This is a genomic window from Flavipsychrobacter stenotrophus, assembly GCF_002954265.1.
Classification (GTDB): Bacteria; Bacteroidota; Bacteroidia; order Chitinophagales; family Chitinophagaceae; genus Flavipsychrobacter; species Flavipsychrobacter stenotrophus.
In genome coordinates this window covers 244,324-265,099 of the sequence record NZ_PPSL01000006.1, presented here as the reverse complement: position 1 = coordinate 265,099, position 20,776 = coordinate 244,324, and the positions used below count along the sequence as shown (strand labels likewise).

Sequence of the window (20,776 nt, the reverse complement as noted above, 5' to 3'; positions counted from 1 at the left end):
ATAAAATCCTATATTTGATTTTGGGTGCTACACCTTAATTCATAACCTAAACAACAAACCAAACATGCTCAACACGATCAAGACCTTATTTTTTGCCTGCACCATGCTTTTTGCAATAACAGCTGTTGCACAAACGCAGAATGAAAAAGACGAAGCTATTCTGAAGGAATACTTCAAAAAGAACAAAATTAAGGCTACAAGAACAGCCACCGGCCTGTACTACGTCATCACTAAGAAGGGTAGCGGCGAAAATGCTAAGAAAGGACAGAATGTGTCTATGAACTACCTCGGCACGTTTCTCGATGGTAAGAAGTTCGATGGTAATATCGACGAAAAATATGTCAGCAATAGAGCGCCACTTAATTTCACACTTGGGGTAGGCCAGGTAGTAGTAGGTTGGGATGAAGGTATTCAGCTATTGAATCCGGGTACGCGTGCTACGTTGTATCTGCCATCTAGCGTAGGTTACGGCCCCGGTGGTCGTGGCCCAATTCCACCCAACACTATCATGGTATTTAATGTAGAATTGCTGTCAGCAAAATAATATTATAAAGTAAAGAATTTGGATAAGGCACCTGCGTCAGCGGGTGCTTTTTTTATGGGAAATTTCAGGAGCAAAATATCAGTCATGGCGTTGCTATCAGCAAATGATCAAGCTCTGAAAGAGCGAAATAAATAGCGATGGGTTTCAACCCCTCGTACGGAAACACTACCATAACATCAGCCCTGTAAGGGCGACATAATTACAATAGGTTTGCATCACTAAGTTCATTCTTATAGTACACGCCGGTAACTGTGAATTTATTTGGCATTTAACTGCTCCAACTTCCAATTTGCCAATCCCCAAAAAACACAAAACAGGCCAACCCTTCGGTCAGCCTGTTCCAATATCATCTATGAAAATTCTTATTCTACTCCTTCATTACTATGTCTGCGGATATAGCCCTTCATGATACCACGGCCTGTTTCGCGGACGAATGTAATGATCTCATCGCGCTCATCGCTCACCGGTATTTCTGTTTCTATGATGCTCAATGCTTTTGACACATTATAACCTCTTACAAAAAGAATACGGTAGATATCGAGGATGTGATTGATCTGGTCTATGGAATAGCCTCTGCGCTTCATGCCTACAGAGTTAACACCAACATAGGATAGAGGCTCACGAGCAGCCTTTACATAAGGTGGTATATCCTTACGCACCAAAGATCCGCCGGTTACAAATGAATGTGAACCGATACGCACAAACTGCTGTACCGCAGTAAGGCCGGCCAGTACTACGTAATCTCCAACTATAATGTGGCCCGCAAGGGTAGTATTGTTAGAGAATATGCAATGGTTACCTATCTCACAGTCATGGGCAATGTGCGTGTAGGCCATGATCAGGCAGTTGTTGCCTATCTTGGTTGCGTTCTTGTCAGAAGTACCCCTGTTGATAGTTACACACTCACGGATGGTGGTGTTATCGCCAATAATAGTGGTCGTATCTTCTCCCTTGTACTTAAGGTCCTGTGGAATGGCAGAGATAACAGAGCTGGGGAAGATGCGAACATTCTTACCTATTCTTGCTCCCTCCATAATGGTTACGTTAGATCCGATCCATGTACCTTCTCCTATCTCCACATTTTTATGGATGGTAGTAAACGGGTCGATCTTTACATTTGGCGCTATTTTAGCGTCGGGGTGTACGTATGTAAGCGGGTGAATCATTTTTTGTCTTTTCTTACTATTTGAGCTACTAGCTCTGCTTCTGTAGCGAGCTTGTTACCTACGTAAACCATTCCCCTCATTTCGCAGATACCTCTGCGTATAGGGCTTAACAATTCCAGTTTCAATATCAGGGTGTCACCCGGTACTACTTTTTGCTTAAAACGTACTTTGTCTATCTTAAGGAAGTAGGTGTCATAGTTCTCAGGATCAACGTAGTTGTTCAACGCAAGGATACCACCGGTTTGTGCAAGCGCTTCTATCTGCAGCACACCCGGCATTACAGGGTTGCCTGGGAAGTGTCCCGGGAAGAAGTATTCATTAACAGTTACGTTCTTGATACCTACCACATGCGTATCGCTCAACTCTATGATTTTATCGACCAGCAGGAAAGGATACTTATGTGGCAATGCTCTTGATATCATATTGATATCGTAGATAGCCGGCTGAGAAGGATCATAATGAGGTATGTCAGAAAGATGCTTGTTCTTCTTGATATACTGCTTGATCTTCCTCGCGAATTCTACGTTTGAAGCATGACCGGGACGGCTGGCAATGATATGCGCATTGATAGAGTGACCTATGAGTGCCAGGTCACCAACTACATCCAGTAGCTTATGGCGGGCAGGTTCATTTGTAAAGTGAAGCTGTACATTGTTCAATATACCTTCTTGCTTTACTTCTATCTTTTGTTTGTTGAATATTACCGCAAGCCTGTCCAGTGTGTCCTGGCTTACTACCTTGTCTACAACTACTATCGCATTGTTCAGATCACCACCTTTTATCAGGTTGTTATCCAGCAAATACTCCAGTTCGTGCAGGAAGCAGAATGTACGGCAAGGGCCTATCTCTTTTTTGAAATCAGCAATATGCCTCATTGCGGCATGCTGCGTACCCAGTACAGGGGAATTGAAGTCAATAAGAGTAGTGATCTGGTAGTCAGACGAAGGCACGGCCAGCATGTCTACGTTCTTTACCGGATCATAATAATGTATGTTAGTATCTATAGAGTAAACTATTCTGCGCGCATCCTGCTCCTGTATACCTACGCTTTCTATGGCTTCCATAAACTCGCGCGAGCTACCATCAAGAATAGGCACTTCAGGGCCATCAAGTTCTATCAGCGCATTGTCTACGCCCAATCCCACAAGGGCGGCCATAGTATGCTCAATTGTGCTTACCCTGGCACCGTGGTGCTCAATGGTTGTACCTCTCGATGTGTCTACCACAAAATCAACGTCAGCTTTCACTATCGGTTTTTCAGGCAGGTCAATACGTTGAAAACGAACCCCAAAACCCGGATTAGCAGGCTTCATGGTCATAGTTACAATAGCGCCGGTATGTAATCCCACACCATGCACTGTAACATTGCCTTTCAGCGTGTTTTGATTTTTGCCAACATTCGATTGATGCAAAGAATCGGTTTTTTTCTTACTTTCTGATCTTAAAGAAATATCGTCACTCACTTTTTATATTCCAGATTTTGGGTACTCAATAATGCTGTTAATTCATGAACGGTTTCTTCCAGCTTCAGAAGTCTTTGTTGTAACTCCGGCAAATTTCTGAAAATTGCCTGACTTTTCAACGAACTTTTATAATCAAATGCAGGTGAGCTGTTTAACACCGTATAGGGTGTGGTCACAGATTTAGATATTCCGCTTTGTGCATTGATCTTCGTGCCGTCAGCTATCGTTATGTGCCCTACCATTCCTACCTGTCCGCCTATCGTGCAATACTTGCCTATTTTAGAACTTCCTGATATCCCTGTTTGTGCAGCAATAACAGTGTGTTCGCCTATTTCTACATTGTGTGCTACCTGTATAAGATTGTCCAGCTTTACGCCTTTCCTTATTATAGTAGAGCCCATTGTAGCCCTGTCTATGGTAGTATTGGCGCCTATCTCCACGTCATCCTCTATGATCACGTTGCCTATCTGCGCTATCTTTTTATAACTACCATCTTTCAACGGTGCAAATCCAAATCCATCTCCACCTATCACTGTTCCCGAGTGTATCGTTACCCGGTCTCCCAGCGAGCACAGGTCGTAAACTTTTACACCTGCATATAGTTTTGTATTGGCTCCCAGTTTCACATTACTGCCTACATAGCAACCCGGATATATCTTTACACCATCTCCTACTACCGCATTTTCACCAATGTACGAAAAAGCACCGATATATACATCTTTTCCGATCTTGGCAGTTGCAGCAACATAACTTTGTGGTTCAATGCCGGTCTTTACTCTGCCCGACATCATCTCGTCGTATTTCTCCAGTAAAAGGGCAAAACTGCTATAAGCATCTTTCACTCTTATTAATGTGGCACTTATAGGTCTTTCTATTTCCAGCGACTCGTTGACAATTATGATTGATGCATGTGATGAGTAAAGGTATTCTTCATACTTAGGGTTGGCTATAAAGCTCAGCGAGCCACTTTTTGCTTCCTCTATTTTGGCTACATCACTCACCTGTACGGCAGGATCTCCTTCCAGTCTTCCTTGCAATAGGGTAGCTATCTGCTGTGCTGTAAACTGCATATCAAATTAATTTTCAGTTATTATTACGCCCATTATTAATTTCGCCAAGGTCACTTTCAGGATTGGATATAGCAAATGTAGTTTTTATGAACGGCACGAGCAAGAGTTTGATTAACTAATGAATCGTCTATTTCCGTTATGTTTTTAACTAATCCGCTCTTCGTTTCAATTTTAATTAATTCTTCATTTGTATTGTATGTACTATTACTGGCCACACCGTCAAATACGAAATAATCTAAATGTTTATCTTCTATTCCAAAACGCAGTTTTACCTCTTCCCTTTTTTGCGTCAAAATGCTTGCCAAAGATTCAGAACTGAAGATTATTTTATAAAGTTTTCTTAAAATGAGCATCTGGCACAGTTTGGATAGTATTTTATCTTCATGTGTTTGCCATACTTTGATCGATGCCATGACGTCTGTATCATCCAGTTGACAATACTTTTCCAAATGACTAGGGTCATTTTTGAAATCTTCTTCCGTCAGATCCCGATATAAAAAATATTTAAACGTCGGCGTTGCAAAAAGGTCTCTCCCTTCCCTTGCCAGTTCTTTCGCTCTCTTTAATATATTAATTAGTAATACCTCAGCACCCAAAACTGTTTTGTGCAGGTACACCTGCCAGTACATAAGTCGGCGTGCTATAATAAATTTTTCTACTGAGTGCACGCCCTTTTCTTCTACCATCAGCTCGTTATCGCGCACGGTCAGCATCTGCAAAATACGGTCATAGCCAATTACCCCCTCAGACACGCCGGTGAAGAAACTATCCCTGTTCAGGTAGTCCATCCTGTCTACATCCATTTGGCTCGATACCAGTTGGTGCAGATATTGTCTTGGGTAAGAGCTATCGAATATTTCTATCGCTGTAGATAGCATGCCGCCAAACTCTTTGTTCATCCGCTCCATTATCAGCTTCGATAACACTTCGTGATGCACGCCTACTATTGTATGCTCTAAAGAGTGGGAGTAAGGTCCATGGCCTACATCATGTAGTAGTGCAGCCAGTCTTGCTGCAATACACTCGTCTTTGCTGGTTATTATTTCTTTGGTCTTCAGCTCATCAAGTGCCTTACCCATCAGGTGGCAGGCGCCTAGCGAATGATGCAGCCTTGTATGCACAGCTCCCGGATATACCAGTTGTGCCATGCCCATTTGCTTGATATTTCTAAGTCGTTGAAACCACGGGTGGTCTATGACTTTGATAACCTCTGGTTCCGGAAAGCGTAGAAAGCCATAAACCGGATCATTGATAATTTTTACTTTAATACTCATCTAAGGAACGTTGATTCAATAAAGCATACTAAGTTGGATAGTTATTTTTCTTTTATGCGAGGCGCAAAATCTGCGAATAGTGAGCTATTTAAAGACTTTTTGCAACGCGGCAGAAATGGAAAAGAACAGACAAATTGGTATGCTTTATTCAATCATCGTTCCTAATTTGCAAATATCTACCTATTCTGTAAATTATTCAGCTTTCCTTCGGGGAACTACCTTTCAACAACAATATTTAACTTATATCATTGTTTTGGGCATTGGCAAGTACATCTTTAATGGCGTTGTCGAGGTCTTTTGCCGCCTTCTCCATAAGCGGCACAAAATCATTCATAAACTCCTCCGGCTCCACATCCTCCCTTATAGATAGCGTACCCGTAATTCGCGTAAGTGGCTCCCTTATCTGGTGGGCATTGAACGAAATGAGCGCCCGTAGTTTCTCATTGGTTATTCGCAGGTCAGCTGTGCGTTGTTCTATAGTAAGTTCTTGTTCAGCAACCAGCCGTGTAATGGTTTGGTTGAGCTTTTGTTGGGTACGTAAGCTTCGGAAAATAAATACAGCAACAAGTAGTAAAACAACTAGCCCCGATATATAGTAGACCTTCTCTCTTTTCCTTAATATCTGCTCTACCGACAAGCGCTGCTCCGTCAGCATTTTCTGCATCTTTATCGAGTCTTTTTGTTTGGTAAACTCATACTCCATATTTATGGTAGCTATTTCTTTCGATCGTTGCAGGCTCTCCGCACTATCTTTATAGGTCACAAAGTCCGAATGTGCTTCAAAGGCCTTCTTGTAATTGCCCTGCAAAGAGTATGCTTCCGACAGGTTTTCATAAAATTGAGGTATCGCAGTAAGCTCACCTAGTTCCTTTTCAATGGTCAAAGCTTGTTGCAGGTAATCAATTGCTTTATTAAGAGTGGCTCTTTTAGAAGCAGGTATATACTTGCCCGATTCAGAATGGCCATCCCTTGTTGCCGATAGTAGATAGGTAGTGCCAATATTGCCCAGCAGATTACCTATGCCACTTTTGTCGCCTATCTCTTTATAAATATTCAGCGCGTTAAATGCATTCTCCAGCGCTCTATCGTTTTCGCCTTTATCCGAATAAATAATGCTCATGTTGACAAGGTTCTCCGCAATATTTCTTTTGTCATTTCCTTGCCGGGCCACACTCAATGCCTGGTTATAGTATGCTTCGGCTTTATCTGTATTGCCCTTTGTGTAGTATACATTCCCAATATTCCTTAGCGATACTGCCAGTCCAATATTGTTACCCGTAGCCGTACAATTTTCCACACCTTTTGAAAAGTAGGTGAGTGCTTTTTCATAGTCTCCCGAAGCTCTGAATAGATCACCAATGTAAATAAGGCACGTTGCAATATCATCTGTTCGCTTTTCCTGTTCTGCAATTTTTAATGCTTTAAAGTAATAATCGCTTGCTGTCGGGTATTTGCTCAGTTTCACAAATACGTCCCCCATGGCAAAATAGGTCTCTATTATCCTTGCAGAATTTTTAGCGCTTTCTTCCAGTTTCAATGCCGATTCCAGGTCTTGCAGTGCAGTTCTGTAATCTGCCCTTACTAGCTTGTTTTTACCAAGGTTGTAATAAGCATCTGCAACGCCTTTATTCCATTTCGTTTTCTGTGCCAACGCCAAAGCCTGCTCAGCATAGGTAATGCCTTCCAGTGGGTTTGTCCTCACTTTTGCTGCTGCCGCTCTGTTGAGTAGTGCTATCCTCACCGTATCGTTTAAATGGGATGACGCCTTGATAACGGAGTCAGTTATTTTCTCATTCCCCTCATTATTTTGTGCAACTACATCAGCAACACTAAATAATAGTGTAAGCAACAGCAGATACCGGACTATTGAATCAATAAATTGGCGGCAGTTCATTAATGATTGAGTTTGCGTTTATCGTACTAGTGCGAATGATGCTGATCGTCGTATACCCGGGCCTGTTATGGTACAAAAGTAGACACCTGCAGCCAGGTCATCATTGAGTCTTATCGTGGATAGCGCTTTATTGTTATGCACCAACATAGAGCTGCTATAAACTATCTTGCCCAACACATCACTTATCGATACGTTCATTTCATCACCCGTTACTCCATCCGGAGTAGTCATAGAAATAATAAAGGTATTCCGCACAGGGTTCGGCGAAATCGTGATTGGTCCCGTTTCTTTACTAGGATGTGCTACCGACACGGTAAATGGCAATAACTTCATCCTTACGCAATGATTGCCCACATCTGGTATCAGCAGGTCATTATGTTCATCATATGCAATGCCTGATGCGGTATCAAAGGTCACCAGGCCTCCGGTAAGTCCATCGGCAGAGATGCCCGATACATTCATGCCCGCTTCTAATCTCACAGGCCCTCCACTGGTAGGTACATGTCTTATTTTTCCGCACACATAGGTAGTGATACCACCACTGTCATCCACTGCAACGCTCGTTGGTTCACATAGCTCTGCCGATACCCCCGTGCCACCATCACCTGCGTCGCCACCTGTACCATTGCCAAATACAGTACTGATGAAACCGGTGCTGCCATTTATTTTTCTTATTCTGTTATTGTATTTATCGGCAATATACAGGTTGTTGTCGCGATCAAAGGTTATGTACACCGGCCCATTGATAGACGCAGCTATAGCTGGAGCGCCATCTCCCGAAAAGCTCCCAACTACTGCCCCTGTAACAGCTGTTATAATTCCGGTTGCAGCATCTATTCTTCTTATGCAATTATTGACATTATCCGCTACATATAAGTTGTCAGCGGTGTCAACTGCTATCCCGTATGGGTTATTCATTTGTGCTGTCGTAGCTGGTCCGCCATTGCCTGAGTATCCCGGGCCGCCCGTTCCCGCTACAGTAGTAATAATACCGGTAGCAGTATTTACCATTCTGATCACGTGTGTTGCCTTATCTGAAATATACAGATAGCCTATGCTGTTTATAGCCACACTTACAGGTTGATTCAGTGTTGCTGCAGTTGCCGCCCCGTTATCTCCGGTATTACCTCTGCTGCCATTGCCTGCTATCGTTGTAATGATGCCTGCACCATCTACCTTTCTCACGGTGTGGCTGCCCGAATCGGCTATGTAAGTGTTGCCTGCCGCATCTCTGCACACATGCATGGGGTTTTGCAGCAATGCAGTATCTGCTCTGCCACCATCGCCGCCATATCCGTCGTTACCGGCTATCGTAGTTATTATACCTGTCGGGCTTACCTTACGGATGCGGCTACCGGAGGTGATAAATAAATTGCCTGTATTATCCATAGCAACACCTGCAGGGTTTTGCAGTTGTGCGCTTGCAGAGAAGCCACCATCACCACTATTGCCTGCCGTGCCGTTTCCGGCTACAGTATTTATAATGCCGGTAGAAAGTGAAATGTTTCTTACTCTGTGGTTCCCATAATCCGCAACATACAAGTAGACCCGATGGGTGCCACATTACCGCATACGGACTTTGCAATTTGGCCGCGGTTGCGGGTCCTCCATCGCCACTATATCCGCCCATTCCTGTACCGGCAATCCTTTGTATGATGCCATTGGGTCTGATAACTCTTATGGAGTGATTGCCCTGATCAGCAAAGTAGATATTATTTGCAGTGTCAAAAAACAGGTCCATAGGCTTATTCAGCAATGCTGAAGTTGCTGGTCCACCATCCCCTGTATTACCTGCAACGCCTATTCCTGCTATGGTCGATATATTCCCGGCAAGGTCTACTTTCCTTATAACGTTGTTCAAAAAGTCAGCGATGTAAATATTGCCCGAGTCGTCTGTCGCGACACTCTGTGGTTTGTTGAATTGTGCAGCTGTCGCAGGGCCGCCATCTCCCGAATATCCTGCAATACCATTGCCTGCTACTGTAGTTATGATGCCGGCAGGAGTTGTTTTGCGTATCCTGTGTCCCCAACAGTCTGCTATATAAATATTGCCGGTGTCATCTATACAAACCGACTGCGGGTAATTCATTTCGGCAGCCGTCGCAGGCATTCCGTCGCCACTAAAATTAGACGATCCCTTGCCGGCAAAAATGGCGATATTATTGGTCGCCGGGTTCAGTATGCGCACACTGTTATTACTCGCATCAGCTATATAAAGTAGCCCGTTTGCAAATCGTATCTTATGCTGCGCGTTGAACTGGGCAGCAGTAGCTGGCGCACCATTGTAAAAAGAATGAATATTCCGACCTGCAAAAGTTGTTATGGCTGTCTGAGCACTGGCCTGCAAACAAATAAATATGGAAAGTAGAGTTAGCCTTAGCTGCATGGGAATAGAAAATTATAGTTTTAATGGTGCTTCTTATAAAATAATACAAATGTAATGTTTGCGAAGGTAATGACCACGAACGGTATCAAAAGGGGATATGTCAAATTTTTGGCTATAGGGGTATTGTTGTACCAAGCGATTGCGTTGGAATAGTCTCTCTTTCTATACTTTGTCTGCTGACTGACAGGGTTGGAGAGGGATGGGGAGCGGCTTAATAAAACCAAAATGGACAACCCTTTGTAAAAGAGTTGCCCATTCGTTAAATCTCAATACTATAAACAACATTAATTGATCGTTCCCTCGACAATTAAATATGACGGCAATTTTTTGTAAGAATAGTTTATTCCGTGATGTTTTTTCGAGAAGTTATAATATTGTTGACTATCTAGAAAAAGGGGTATTTTTTGAAGAATTGAGTCAATGAAAATTACTTTAACGCTCATACAGTATTGCCGATATTTGAGGCCATAATACGCAGTGCTATATTCTTTCCCATTAAATTCATAGTCATCATCGATTAAAGTTGCATATAATTTCTTCAGTGAAGAATCAATTTCATTACCGTTATTAATAAACGTCTTCAATAAATAGCCATCAATAAAATATACCCCCTCGTCATACGACTGTTCAATCGTATTTTTCCGTCTTATAAAACACCTGTCTTTAGTAATAGCGTCGATCTCTACATATGATAATACAATTTGAGGTTCATATAGAAAGGTGTCATTCAGATATTTAGTTTCTTTACCTAAAATTATATGTGAATTTATTGGTTTAAAAACAACCCGATGTGGTTTTTTATGTGTAACACAGCTCAAGGTAAATAGCAAAATTAACGACAAGATATTTCTCATGTTTAATCTTATTTTATTACCTTAAACTCCCTACCAAAATGCAGTGCCATCAATTGTAGCAATAAGATTCCATGCAACGTCGTGGTCACTCTCTGCTCTTTGTTACACACTCCTTATTCGTAATCGTCATTATTATTCGCCGGAGTCCTTGCGCCATGCTCTTCTACTTCATCATCCGCTCCGGTTTTCTTGCCTTTTTTGTCTTCAGGTGTGCCACCGCCATCTGTCCCAATACCGCAATCATCAAATCCATCAGGTGCCTTAAATGTTGCATTTGGCGTGATGTTAAGATTCTTGTCAGCATATACACGCTTCATAAAGAACGCCCATATCGGCAACGCTGCTGCAGCACCTTGTCCAAGGGCCTCACTTCTGAAGCGGAACTGACGGTCATCGCAACCAACCCATGCACCGGCCAGCAACTGTGGGGTATAGCCTATGAACCATGCATCTGCCTGGTTATTGGTAGTACCTGTTTTACCTGCTATCTGGTTCATTAGTCCATACCTGTGACGCATACGGCCACCGGTACCAAAGTCTACCACGCCCTGCATCATCTTTACCATTTTAAATGCAGTATTGGGGTTGATCACTTCTTTCTGTGTCGGCGCGAAGTTCTTCACCAGCATACCATTCTTATCTTCTATACGCACCATAAAGTACGGTTGCGTATTGGTGCCACCTGCAGGGAACATAGTATAGGCACCCATCATTTCATAAAGTGAAATGTCTGATACACCCAAACCAACAGACGGGAACTTATCCATACGACTCGTGATATTGCACTTATGCGCGAAATCAACGAATGCATCAATACCTACCTGCTTCAATATATAAAGTGCCGCATTGTTCAGTGACTTAGCAAGCGCGTACTTCATAGGTACATCTCCAAATGATTCACCCGGCTGCGCATCGTATGGCTTAGGCATACTTGGGAAGCTCTGCGGACTGGTCTGAACTATACCACATGGAGAGAATCCATTGTCTACTGCAAAGCTGTAAAGCAACGGCTTGATCGTAGAACCTACCTGGCGCTTCGTGTTCACATTTACGTGGTCAAACTGGAAGAACGTATGGTCTATACCGCCTACCCATGCCTTCACCTCACCGGTAAACGGATCCATAGCCATAAAGCCAGACTGCAGGAAGGTCTTCATGTACTTGATAGAATCTATCGGACTTATCGTCGTATCCTTATAATGTAACTTGTTCCAGGCAAATACCTTGGTTTTATTAGGCTTTGCCATCATAGCCATAGCCTGCTTTTCCGTCATGTTGATGTCGCGGAAAGATTGGTATCGGTCGCTAGCCTTAATGCTGGCAGTGAGTATATTGTCAATAGATTTCCCACCCTTGGTCCATATACTTCCATCACGATATCCGTTCTGCGCCATGAACTGTTTCTGCAACTCTGTAAGGTGCTCCTGCATAGCTTCTTCTGCATAGCGCTGCATCCTCACATCAATGGTAGTATATATTTTCAGTCCGTCTTTATAAAGGTCATAAGGTGTACCGTCGGGCTTCTTCATGTCCTTCAGCACTGCCTTTACCTGGCTTTCCAGCACCTGCCTGAAATACGGCGCAATACCATCATGGTAGTCTATCTTATGATAGTTCAGCGGTGTTTCATGGTCTTTAAAACTGTCCGCCTGGCCCTCAGTCAGGTAATTATATTTTACCATCTGGTCCAGCACTGTATTACGCCTGTTTTTAGCTCTCTCAGGATTTTTACGCGGGTTATACATGGTATTACCCTTCAACATACCTACCAGCACTGCTGCTTCATCCACAGTTACCTTATCAGGAGTCTTATTATAAAATGTCAGCGAAGCATTCCTTATACCAAATACATTATCACCAAAAGGAACAATATTCAGATACAAAGTGATCAGCTCATTCTTGGTAAGGTTACGTTCCAGCTTTACGGCCAGTACCCACTCTTTAAGCTTTACAAACGGTAGTGTGAGAAAACTCTTTTTCTCTCTCGGGAACAGGTTTTTAGCTAGCTGCTGAGATATGGTACTACCTCCACCCGCACGGCCAAGTCTGAAAAATATTCTCACCGTAGCAATAGGGTCAATACCCGCATGATCATAAAAACGGGCATCCTCGGTAGCTATCAGCGCATTGATGATATTGGGAGAAACCTCTGAAAATTTACAATTCGATCTGTCTTGGACATAATATCTGCCCAGAATAGTTCCGTCCGCCGCATACACGTCAGACGACAATGCACTCTGCGGATTTTCCAGTTCTATCATTGACGGCATATAGCCGATAAGCCCGTGGTCTATAGCTACTACAAGCAAAACCAGTGATACAAGGAACACGATAAACGAACGCCAGAGAATGCGCACAGACCGCTTAGCCCTGGTTTTTACTTTTGGTTTTTCAGGTTGGTTTTTCAATTCCTTTTATTGTTTTATCTGTAATATACTAATTATTATGATTCACTACTATCCGACTTTCACCTCTCCGCCTGCTGTCGGTCTCTGACCGACGGACATCGGGACGTATTTGTTTTGTACACCCCATCCTTCTTCACTCATCCGTACGTAGAGACGCAAGATTTTGCGTCTCTACCCAACACGAGCCACCGGGACGTATTCGTTTTATACACGCCACACAACCCTGACTGTCGCGAGAGTTAGCGAAGCGCTCTCGTGACGAGCAAATTTAACGGGTCTCTGACCCGAACATCCGGCCGTATTCGTTTTGTAAACGCCACACCTCCCCCCGCAAATTTACACTTCTTTTTCTTCTTCCGGCGGCATTGTAAAAAAGCCTGCCATCCGCACAACATTCATAAACTCGAAGAACTTGTCGCTAAACGCAGTTTTACTGTTCACAGCCGCTAAGAACGGCTTCAGGAACTCATCAACCAACAGTCTTTCCCGCTCATTCAGCTCCTGCTTCGCATACTTTTTCTTCAGATATACATTCATAAATGCCCCGAACGAAGTACTATAGAATGGATCTACCGACTGCTTCGCATACTGCATAGGTGTCCGGTTACCGCGACTAATGCCTATCATATGCAGGTAATACGTTGCCGCTCTGTATGCCCAGTACGGTTTGTCGTTTTCAGCCTTTGTATGATTATACTTGTAGATAAAATAGCGTAGCACTATTTCCGGCAATAACAGCATAACAACTAGGAACGCACCCAGTAAACCCAGTCCTATCCACAGCAATTGCCTTTTAGATACCTTTTTCACCTCCGCCACTTTTTTCTGTAGCTCTTTCGGCGCCACCTGTGTCTTGTTTTTCAGGTACACCTCATCAATTGGTGTAGGCATCGGCAGGCTGTTAATGAGCGATGTTGCGTTCTCATTATCCGACGGCTCTATCTTCTTCAATATCTCCGCATAAGACACCGCCGTGCCCTCATCGCCCTTCTGCACCTTGGCAAACGGTATCGTCATACTATCTCTGAAGATAGACGACACCTTCATGTCCAGCGATATGCTTACCGGCTGCTCAGGCTTGTACTCCTTATCATGAAATACATAGTGCTTTACAGTAAACTGCATCGTCTTCTTTACAGTATCCGTGCTTTCTACCACGCCTTCGGCGGCCAGCCATGCCTTAGGTGGCTGCATCGGTGGTGTACCATCAGGCTGTGGAGTAGGGCGGTTCTCAGAGTCGCTGTTACCCACAGTAGTATCAAAGTCCAGCCAGCCAAAACCAGGGAAATACACCTGTATCCAGGCATGCGCCTGGTTGGCGTAATACCAATACCAGCCCTTGTTTTTATCGCTCCTGTCTTCCGTAAGGAAGCCTACTGCAATACGCGATGGAATACCTATAGACCTCAGCATGAAGAGGGTAGCCCCTGCGTAATAAGCGCAATATCCCTTATGATTCTCATTCAGGAAGTACAGCAACTTAGATGCATTCGGGATATCCGGCTCGCCGGGATTGTCGGTGTACTTGTATAAATGTTCTCCGTTTTCGTTCTTCGACAGGAAGTAGTTTCTTATGGCTATCACCTTGTCTACCGGCGTATGGGCGGTATCCGTTACCCTGTGCGCCAGAGCTGTAATAGATTTGAACTTATCTCCACTCGGCATGTAGGTATAATAGCTCATGAACTTCGGATCCACCTTTTCATATCCGCCTGCTGTGCGCAATACCTTAAACCTCGCCTCCTGAAATTGTCTCATTACAGGCGTGTCCATGTTATATACAAAATAGGCACTGTTGAGCGATGAAACATAACTCTTCGTGCGATATGCCGACCTGAACTTCTCCCTGAAATCTTTCTCCACCGTTATTGGCTGCACGAAGAAGCCCACATTAGGTGCCAGGTAGGTGCTGGGAGACAGGTTACAATTATAGATCTCTACATCCACAATGGTACGTGCCTTATTGCCCAGGCTATTGTGTATCACCATTGTATCCTGCTTGGTGCCAAACAACGGTATTTTAGATGGGTCGGGTTCAAACAGGTCATTATAAGGTATGGTTGCATCCCTTTCAAATGTCTCCGTAGTGGTATCAAACTTAGTAAAATAGAATGCCGTCAGGTACAGCGGGTTGGGGTACTTAGTACCCGGGAAGTAATTATCAATATGTGCGCAAAACAGTAACTGCTTATCGCGGTTCAGAGAATTACTCAGTTTAGAATAGTCTTTCAGATCAAAGGTGCCATCTTTGTTCTGCTTCATCATATTATTGCCGCCCTTTTTGCCTCCGCCGCCATATTGGGCCACCGTTTCTTTTATGTCCTTGCGCATAAAGAAGACCACACTCCATAGCAACATACCCAGCAACACACCAAATATGCTTAGCCGCCGTATAAGGAACCACCAGAATTTCTTAGACTTATCCTTATAATTGTAGATCTGCTCTGCCGTAAATATATTATAGATAACATAGGCTATCGTAGGTATGAAAGCTATCAGCAATGCTTCTACGGTATCTACCTTGGCTGTAGCTATAGTGGCTATACATGCAGTAAGCAGACTCACCGATATCAACACCGCAAAATATCTGAGTCTGATATATCCCCAGCCAATAAGCCAGCCGGTGCTAAACAAAATGGAGAAGACAAGAAAGCGTACCGATGCGAAAAAAGAAAACTCACTGGTAGAAAAGGCATCCATTCCCTTATAAGTAGAGAACAGCACCACCAGTAGCGCTATATAAGTGGGTAGAAATCGTACACGGAACGAATAGATAAGCGCCGCAGCACCCATCCCCGCGGCCATGTACAAGCTTTGCAGCCATGCCTCATTCTGCAGTATGGCATACCGCACATTAAGACTATTGAGCAGGTAAAAGCCTATAGCAGCCGTTGGCAACATCAGGAAAATAAGCTTTGCCAGGAACTCATTTACAGGTGTGGCACGTTGTATATTCATATAGCTGCATAAAAATAGGGTTTATACTTTTATGATGTTTGTTAAAAAATAACGTGAGTTCGTCCAATTACAATTGTCTTTTAACAACGCTCTTGAATTGGTCACATAAATAGCTGACGAATTCAGTCCAATTCACATTAATTAGCATTATCTTCAAATTTGATCATATCACTATGAATAAAAGAGGATGTCATATTTGCGTATTTATACTTCTACTTAGCGTGTTCGATGGATTCGCACAGAAAAAAAGCTGCAAATACAGTAATTTATCTCGCATATTTGATTTCGAAATTAACGTCACTGATAAGCAAACAGACTCATTTGAACACATTGAAAACCTAACTGTCATTGTTCGCAATAAGACTACACATAAAACACAAAAACTATATTATTCTACAACTGAAGTCACTATTCCTTTTGATTGTGTAGGTCGGTCATACGTAACAAATGTAAACAAGGGTGAGTCGGTAACTGATGGTGATATGGGCGATATTGTTATCGCAGATTTGAATTTTGATGGTAAGGAAGATTTGGCAGTGAGGAGCGAAGCTAGCAATGCATTTGGCCAATTATATACTTTCTACTTTCAGAACAAGGATGGCAGCTTTATTGAAAATTCAGACTTTCTGAAAATCGGTTCACTAGAGTTTCCAACAGTTTTCCCAACCAACATAAATGTAAAGACGAAAATTCTGACATTTAAAATTGCGATCAATGCAATGAAAAAAAGAACCGTAAAATTTCAGTACAACAGTAAGATAGATAAATGGGTTAAAGTGTATAATGTTATTTCGAATTATTAACACTATGCAAGCAATCAAACTAAGTGATTTTTTTTCACTTCAGGTAACTGCCATAACCCATTGAACCTTCATTATATAGCATGAGTTATCCACATTTTTGTGAATATCTTTATTTTCTCACGTCATTTCCGCGTATTAATTTACACCCAAATCAGGCGAAAACCTGTGCGCTCTTTGACATATGAACCCTCATCACCCCCATTCGCCTCACAACATGTAGGGGCTGAAAATATTCAGCCCGGTTGCATCTGACATCCACCTTTTCCTGAAATCCTGACCATCCTGATTCAGACAAAAAACTGCGGAAATTGGCGGAAATTGGCGGAAAAACTGCGAAAAACTGCGAAAACTGGCGGTTTTTAAAAACAGCCCAAACCCTTTACAGACCAGTCATCCAAAGGAAACTCACTAAAAAAAACTGCCGGAAACGCAAAAAACACCACTGGCGGAAATTGCCAACAGATCTCCTGCCGAGCCTGTACCCTTGAATATTTATCGAAGGCAACAAGTAAATTTATTTAGGTACGAGGCAGTTCATAGAGACGCAAGATTTTGCGTCTCCACATCGGGTGGGCAATGGGACCAGACACTGGACGAAAAAGTAGAAGTGAGTAGAAAAAAGTAGAAGAAAGTGGAAATTTTATGAAATTTGTTAAATCGCCCTAAAACCCTTTCCCACAAACAAGCACAGCCAAAACCAACCAAACAAAAATTCCGTAAACACGAAAAAATTGCCACTTTCGGAAAGCCCTGAATGGGCTAATAATGTTAGCCCGGGGTTTTAACCCCGGGGAGTCAGGCAAGAAACCTCTCCTTCAACTCCGCCGTAGGCACCATACACTCATTTTGTTGGCCAAACCACTTATACCGGTGAGAGGCTATGTAATTATAAAGAGCATCGCGTAAAAATCGAGGTAGGATATAGCCCGCAAGCAATAAATTAAACCAACCTCCTAACAGCCTAAAGACCTGCAATACCGCAGAAGAACGCGTATAGTATTGATCATTATGAAAGAGAATAACACTGCCTGCTTTACCCTCGGCTTCGGTAACATGTTGCAATGCTTCTCGCCCGGCGGTAGACTGCAACGGCGCAAACAGAAATTGTTTTTGCTTGTCGAACCTGATTATTTTCTGAATGGTGGAATTACACAGATTGCAAACACCATCAAAGAACAATATTGGTCTCTGTGTTTGCATATACATAATTATATTTTGGGTGTCTTTACAGTTGTGTCGGGTTTTGCATGCATACGCACTAATGAATCGGCACGGCCTTTAACCTCTATCTTCAGGCGCAATTGCAGGTCCCTGTTTGCACTCTCTATTATAGACTTACTCTTAGCCGACATAATAGAATCTACCTGTTTCTTTATTTCCTTTTGTGTAAGCGGTACTGCGGTTTTTTCCTTGGTACATGATGTCCAACCGATCGCAGAAACCAATAATACCGGTAATAACTTATTCATAAGCGGTGCAAAAATACTTTATATATACAGAGCAAACAACGTGCCACTGATGCATGTATAGAATATTAACACTTTGTTTGTAGGCTGTTGGGTTACTTTTTGTCAGAAGTGTCATTAAGAAATGTAGTAAATTTGATAGAGATGCGTAAGTCGTATATATATTGTTCACTTGTTGTTTTGTTGCTGCTTACTGCATTACTGCAAAGCCATGCTCAACAGGCTACAACCAACGACACTATACGTCTTGGTGGTATAATAGTAGAGGGTCGGGCATATCCGTATGTGTTCTTGGCTGAATTTGAATTAAAAGACAGAATGCGTAATGAAGAAGAACGTAAGCGGCTCAACCTACTCAGGTCTCGGGTATACAACACTTATTCATATGCACTCACCGCTGCGGCCATCTTTAAAAAGGTACAGGCCGATATGGATACCATGGATAGGAGACGCGATCGCAAAAAATATATGAAGGAGATTGATCGCCAGCTGGATGCCGCCTTTAAACAGCCCCTCAAAAATATGTCCATAGAGCAGGGGCACGTACTCATCTCCCTCATCAATCGCCAGACAGGGGACAACTGCTACCACGTCATAAGAGAACTAAAGGGTGGATTATCGGCAGTCATGTGGCAGTCGGTCGGGGTATTTTTCAACAATAACCTCCGGAAAGACTACGACCCCACCGGCGATGACAAAGAACTCGAAATGATCGTCCGAGAACTGGAAGCCTCCACAGCCTACCGCTACCAGCTCTACCTCCAGGACGAACTAATGAAAAAGGTCAGTAAAAAATAGCGATACAATTTCTTAAACCGGTGTACGTAGAGACGCAAGATTTTGCGTCTCCTAAGCGGCCGGGCATCACAAGCATTTCCAACACACACACACTTTGACACAAAAACTATTTATGGTACTCATAGGCTGCAGGCCCGCAGGACGCAGCATCGAACAGCACGACATTTTTTTCGGTATTGCCCCATCAATGAAAGAACTTATCCCTTCCATGAAGGCCTTCTGGCCGGAAGCAAAAGGGAAGATGCACGTAGACGCATGGCGCGAAGTGAACAATGCTAATGGCTATAAAGTATCGGTCGTAGAAAGGTCACATGCGCAAACCTCCGGTGATCAGCTTTTCTTCGTTAACCTTGGCGGCTACAAGCCCGGCGATTTTGAAGAATACCACTACAAGATGGTTATTGCCGGCCCCGATATGGCAACAGCGGTAAAACTATCTAAGCAAACAGCCTTCTACAAGCACATGGGCTTTAAAGGTGCAGAATCACATATTGATGATAAATACGGAGTAGACGTCGACGATATTTTTATCGTTCAGGATGTGCTGCAGGACGAAGCCCAAAACTATACTCTACTGGTAGAACCTGGCCACAACGGCCACGATGATCAATTAAACATCGGCTACTTTAAATTGGATAAACTATAAATCAAATAGAAAGCTACATCGAATATCATGGTGGCCAGTCATCCTGAGGTTCTCGAAGTACGAACCACGACATTCGCACGGGGCGTATTCGTTTTGAGATTCCTCATGCGGGTCATTGCGAGCCCTTTGCGAAGCAATCTCACCTAAGGACGTATTCGTTTTGGTCAGAAACCGGAACGAATATGTCTCAAAAAACCTGTGAGGCATTCGCGCATAACGACTTCGTTGTAAATCACCTCACGCCGACACCAACTCCGCCAACTTAAACAACTCACCCGGACTATAACTATGAATACCTACTATATGCCTGAACGATGCATTGATCATTGCCTTGGCCACCTCGTGTCCCTCTATCGGTTGCAGGGCTTTAAGGCCAGGTAAGCGGCTCACCAGCCCAAGTACCGCACCGCCAATGATCTCGCCTGTGCGCGTATTCGCCCTGTGACCCTTTAGCATCCCTGGGCGTATAATGTGGATGGTTTCAAAAGGTAACTTCCTGATGTCCCTTTCCAATTCACCCTTCATACGGGAATAAAAGATCTTTGAATTTGCAGAAGCACCGCCCGCCGACACCAGCACATATTTTTGCACACCATTTGCAGCTGCTGCCTTTGCTGTATTGAACTGATAGGTATGATCTACTGTATATTGAGCTTCTTTACTCCCCGCGGCTTTTAGCGTTGTTCCCAATGCCGAATACAGTACATCGCCCGTTACCAGTTTTTTCCATTCATCAGGTAAGTTAAAATCTACTATATGCTCTTCCAGTTTACTATGACTCAACCCCGTTTTCCTACGTACAAATATTTTCACTTGCCCAATGCGGGAATCTTTAAGCAAAAGTCGGGTAAGCTCATTACCTACAAGCCCGGTTGCGCCTATCACTATAGCAGTTCTCATTCAATAAAATTACGTGTATATCATCACTATAAAATTTATGCCAGTCTAATTTACAAGGTACGCCTGCTGTCGGTCTCTGACCGACGGCCATCGGGTCGGTTCTCTTTGAGGTGCACTAAGATGTCACTGCGATGAACGAACCTGTC

Annotated in this window: 16 protein-coding genes; 4 read left to right on the top strand and 12 right to left on the bottom strand. The window is 43.3% G+C overall.

Features of this window, described 5'->3' with window-relative positions; all coding sequences use genetic code 11:
- The first annotated feature begins 64 nt into the window (after nt 1-64).
- On the top strand, nt 65-544 hold the full coding sequence (locus CJD36_RS19525) for an FKBP-type peptidyl-prolyl cis-trans isomerase (protein WP_105040883.1): 480 nt from the start codon (nt 65-67) through the stop codon (nt 542-544).
- Nucleotides 545-906: 362 nt separating this feature from the next.
- Here the strand turns inward: CJD36_RS19525 and lpxA are convergent, their stop codons facing one another.
- From lpxA to CJD36_RS19475, 9 genes are all read right to left on the bottom strand, one after another.
- Nucleotides 907-1,710, bottom strand: coding sequence for an acyl-ACP--UDP-N-acetylglucosamine O-acyltransferase (gene lpxA, locus CJD36_RS19520; protein WP_105040882.1), 804 nt, complete (start codon nt 1,708-1,710; stop codon nt 907-909).
- On the bottom strand, nt 1,707-3,122 hold the full coding sequence (locus tag CJD36_RS19515) for a bifunctional UDP-3-O-[3-hydroxymyristoyl] N-acetylglucosamine deacetylase/3-hydroxyacyl-ACP dehydratase (RefSeq protein ID WP_105041008.1): 1,416 nt from the start codon (nt 3,120-3,122) through the stop codon (nt 1,707-1,709). Before CJD36_RS19515 ends, lpxA begins: the two co-directional genes overlap by 4 nt.
- Nucleotides 3,123-3,169: 47 nt before the next feature.
- Nucleotides 3,170-4,243, bottom strand: a complete 1,074-nt coding sequence (lpxD, locus tag CJD36_RS19510; RefSeq protein ID WP_105040881.1) for a UDP-3-O-(3-hydroxymyristoyl)glucosamine N-acyltransferase — start codon at nt 4,241-4,243, stop codon at nt 3,170-3,172.
- Between the two features lie 56 nt (nt 4,244-4,299).
- Complete coding sequence (locus CJD36_RS19505; RefSeq protein ID WP_105040880.1) at nt 4,300-5,517, bottom strand: HD domain-containing protein; 1,218 nt, start codon at nt 5,515-5,517, stop codon at nt 4,300-4,302.
- Nucleotides 5,518-5,752: 235 nt separating this feature from the next.
- A complete protein-coding gene (locus CJD36_RS19500) occupies nt 5,753-7,411 on the bottom strand; it encodes a tetratricopeptide repeat protein (protein WP_105040879.1) in 1,659 nt (552 codons plus the stop codon).
- Nucleotides 7,412-7,429: 18 nt separating this feature from the next.
- Nucleotides 7,430-8,953 (bottom strand): NHL domain-containing protein, encoded by a 1,524-nt coding sequence (locus tag CJD36_RS19495; protein ID WP_133162723.1) that lies wholly within the window; start codon nt 8,951-8,953, stop codon nt 7,430-7,432.
- Nucleotides 8,856-9,797, bottom strand: a complete 942-nt coding sequence (locus tag CJD36_RS19490; RefSeq protein WP_105040877.1) for an NHL domain-containing protein — start codon at nt 9,795-9,797, stop codon at nt 8,856-8,858. The genes CJD36_RS19495 and CJD36_RS19490 overlap by 98 nt, the downstream gene beginning before the upstream one ends.
- Nucleotides 9,798-10,764: 967 nt before the next feature.
- A complete protein-coding gene (locus tag CJD36_RS19480; protein WP_105040875.1) occupies nt 10,765-13,059 on the bottom strand; it encodes a transglycosylase domain-containing protein in 2,295 nt (764 codons plus the stop codon).
- 336 nt (nt 13,060-13,395) lie between these two features.
- Nucleotides 13,396-16,017: a transglutaminase-like domain-containing protein gene (locus CJD36_RS19475; RefSeq protein ID WP_105040874.1), complete on the bottom strand. Its 2,622-nt coding sequence runs from the start codon at nt 16,015-16,017 to the stop codon at nt 13,396-13,398.
- Between the two features lie 173 nt (nt 16,018-16,190).
- Between CJD36_RS19475 and CJD36_RS19470 the strand changes: the two genes are divergently transcribed.
- On the top strand, nt 16,191-16,820 hold the full coding sequence (locus CJD36_RS19470; protein ID WP_133162722.1) for an XAC2610-related protein: 630 nt from the start codon (nt 16,191-16,193) through the stop codon (nt 16,818-16,820).
- Nucleotides 16,821-17,615: 795 nt separating this feature from the next.
- On the opposite strand, the gene CJD36_RS19465 is transcribed toward CJD36_RS19470, so the two are convergent.
- Both CJD36_RS19465 and CJD36_RS19460 read right to left on the bottom strand, forming a co-directional pair.
- Entirely contained in the window at nt 17,616-18,020 is a 405-nt protein-coding gene (locus CJD36_RS19465) for a thiol-disulfide oxidoreductase DCC family protein (protein ID WP_105040872.1), read from the bottom strand.
- Between the two features lie 8 nt (nt 18,021-18,028).
- A complete protein-coding gene (locus CJD36_RS19460; RefSeq protein ID WP_105040871.1) occupies nt 18,029-18,289 on the bottom strand; it encodes a hypothetical protein in 261 nt (86 codons plus the stop codon).
- A gap of 141 nt (nt 18,290-18,430) precedes the next feature.
- On the opposite strand from CJD36_RS19460, the gene CJD36_RS19455 reads away from it, so the two are divergent.
- Entirely contained in the window at nt 18,431-19,084 is a 654-nt protein-coding gene (locus CJD36_RS19455) for a DUF4294 domain-containing protein (protein WP_105040870.1), read from the top strand.
- 94 nt (nt 19,085-19,178) lie between these two features.
- Nucleotides 19,179-19,730 (top strand): DUF1543 domain-containing protein, encoded by a 552-nt coding sequence (locus CJD36_RS19450; RefSeq protein WP_240609389.1) that lies wholly within the window; start codon nt 19,179-19,181, stop codon nt 19,728-19,730.
- Nucleotides 19,731-19,967: 237 nt separating this feature from the next.
- Here CJD36_RS19450 and CJD36_RS19445 read toward each other — a convergent pair whose 3' ends face one another.
- Nucleotides 19,968-20,630: an NAD(P)H-binding protein gene (locus tag CJD36_RS19445; RefSeq protein ID WP_105040868.1), complete on the bottom strand. Its 663-nt coding sequence runs from the start codon at nt 20,628-20,630 to the stop codon at nt 19,968-19,970.
- Nucleotides 20,631-20,776: the final 146 nt, after the last annotated feature.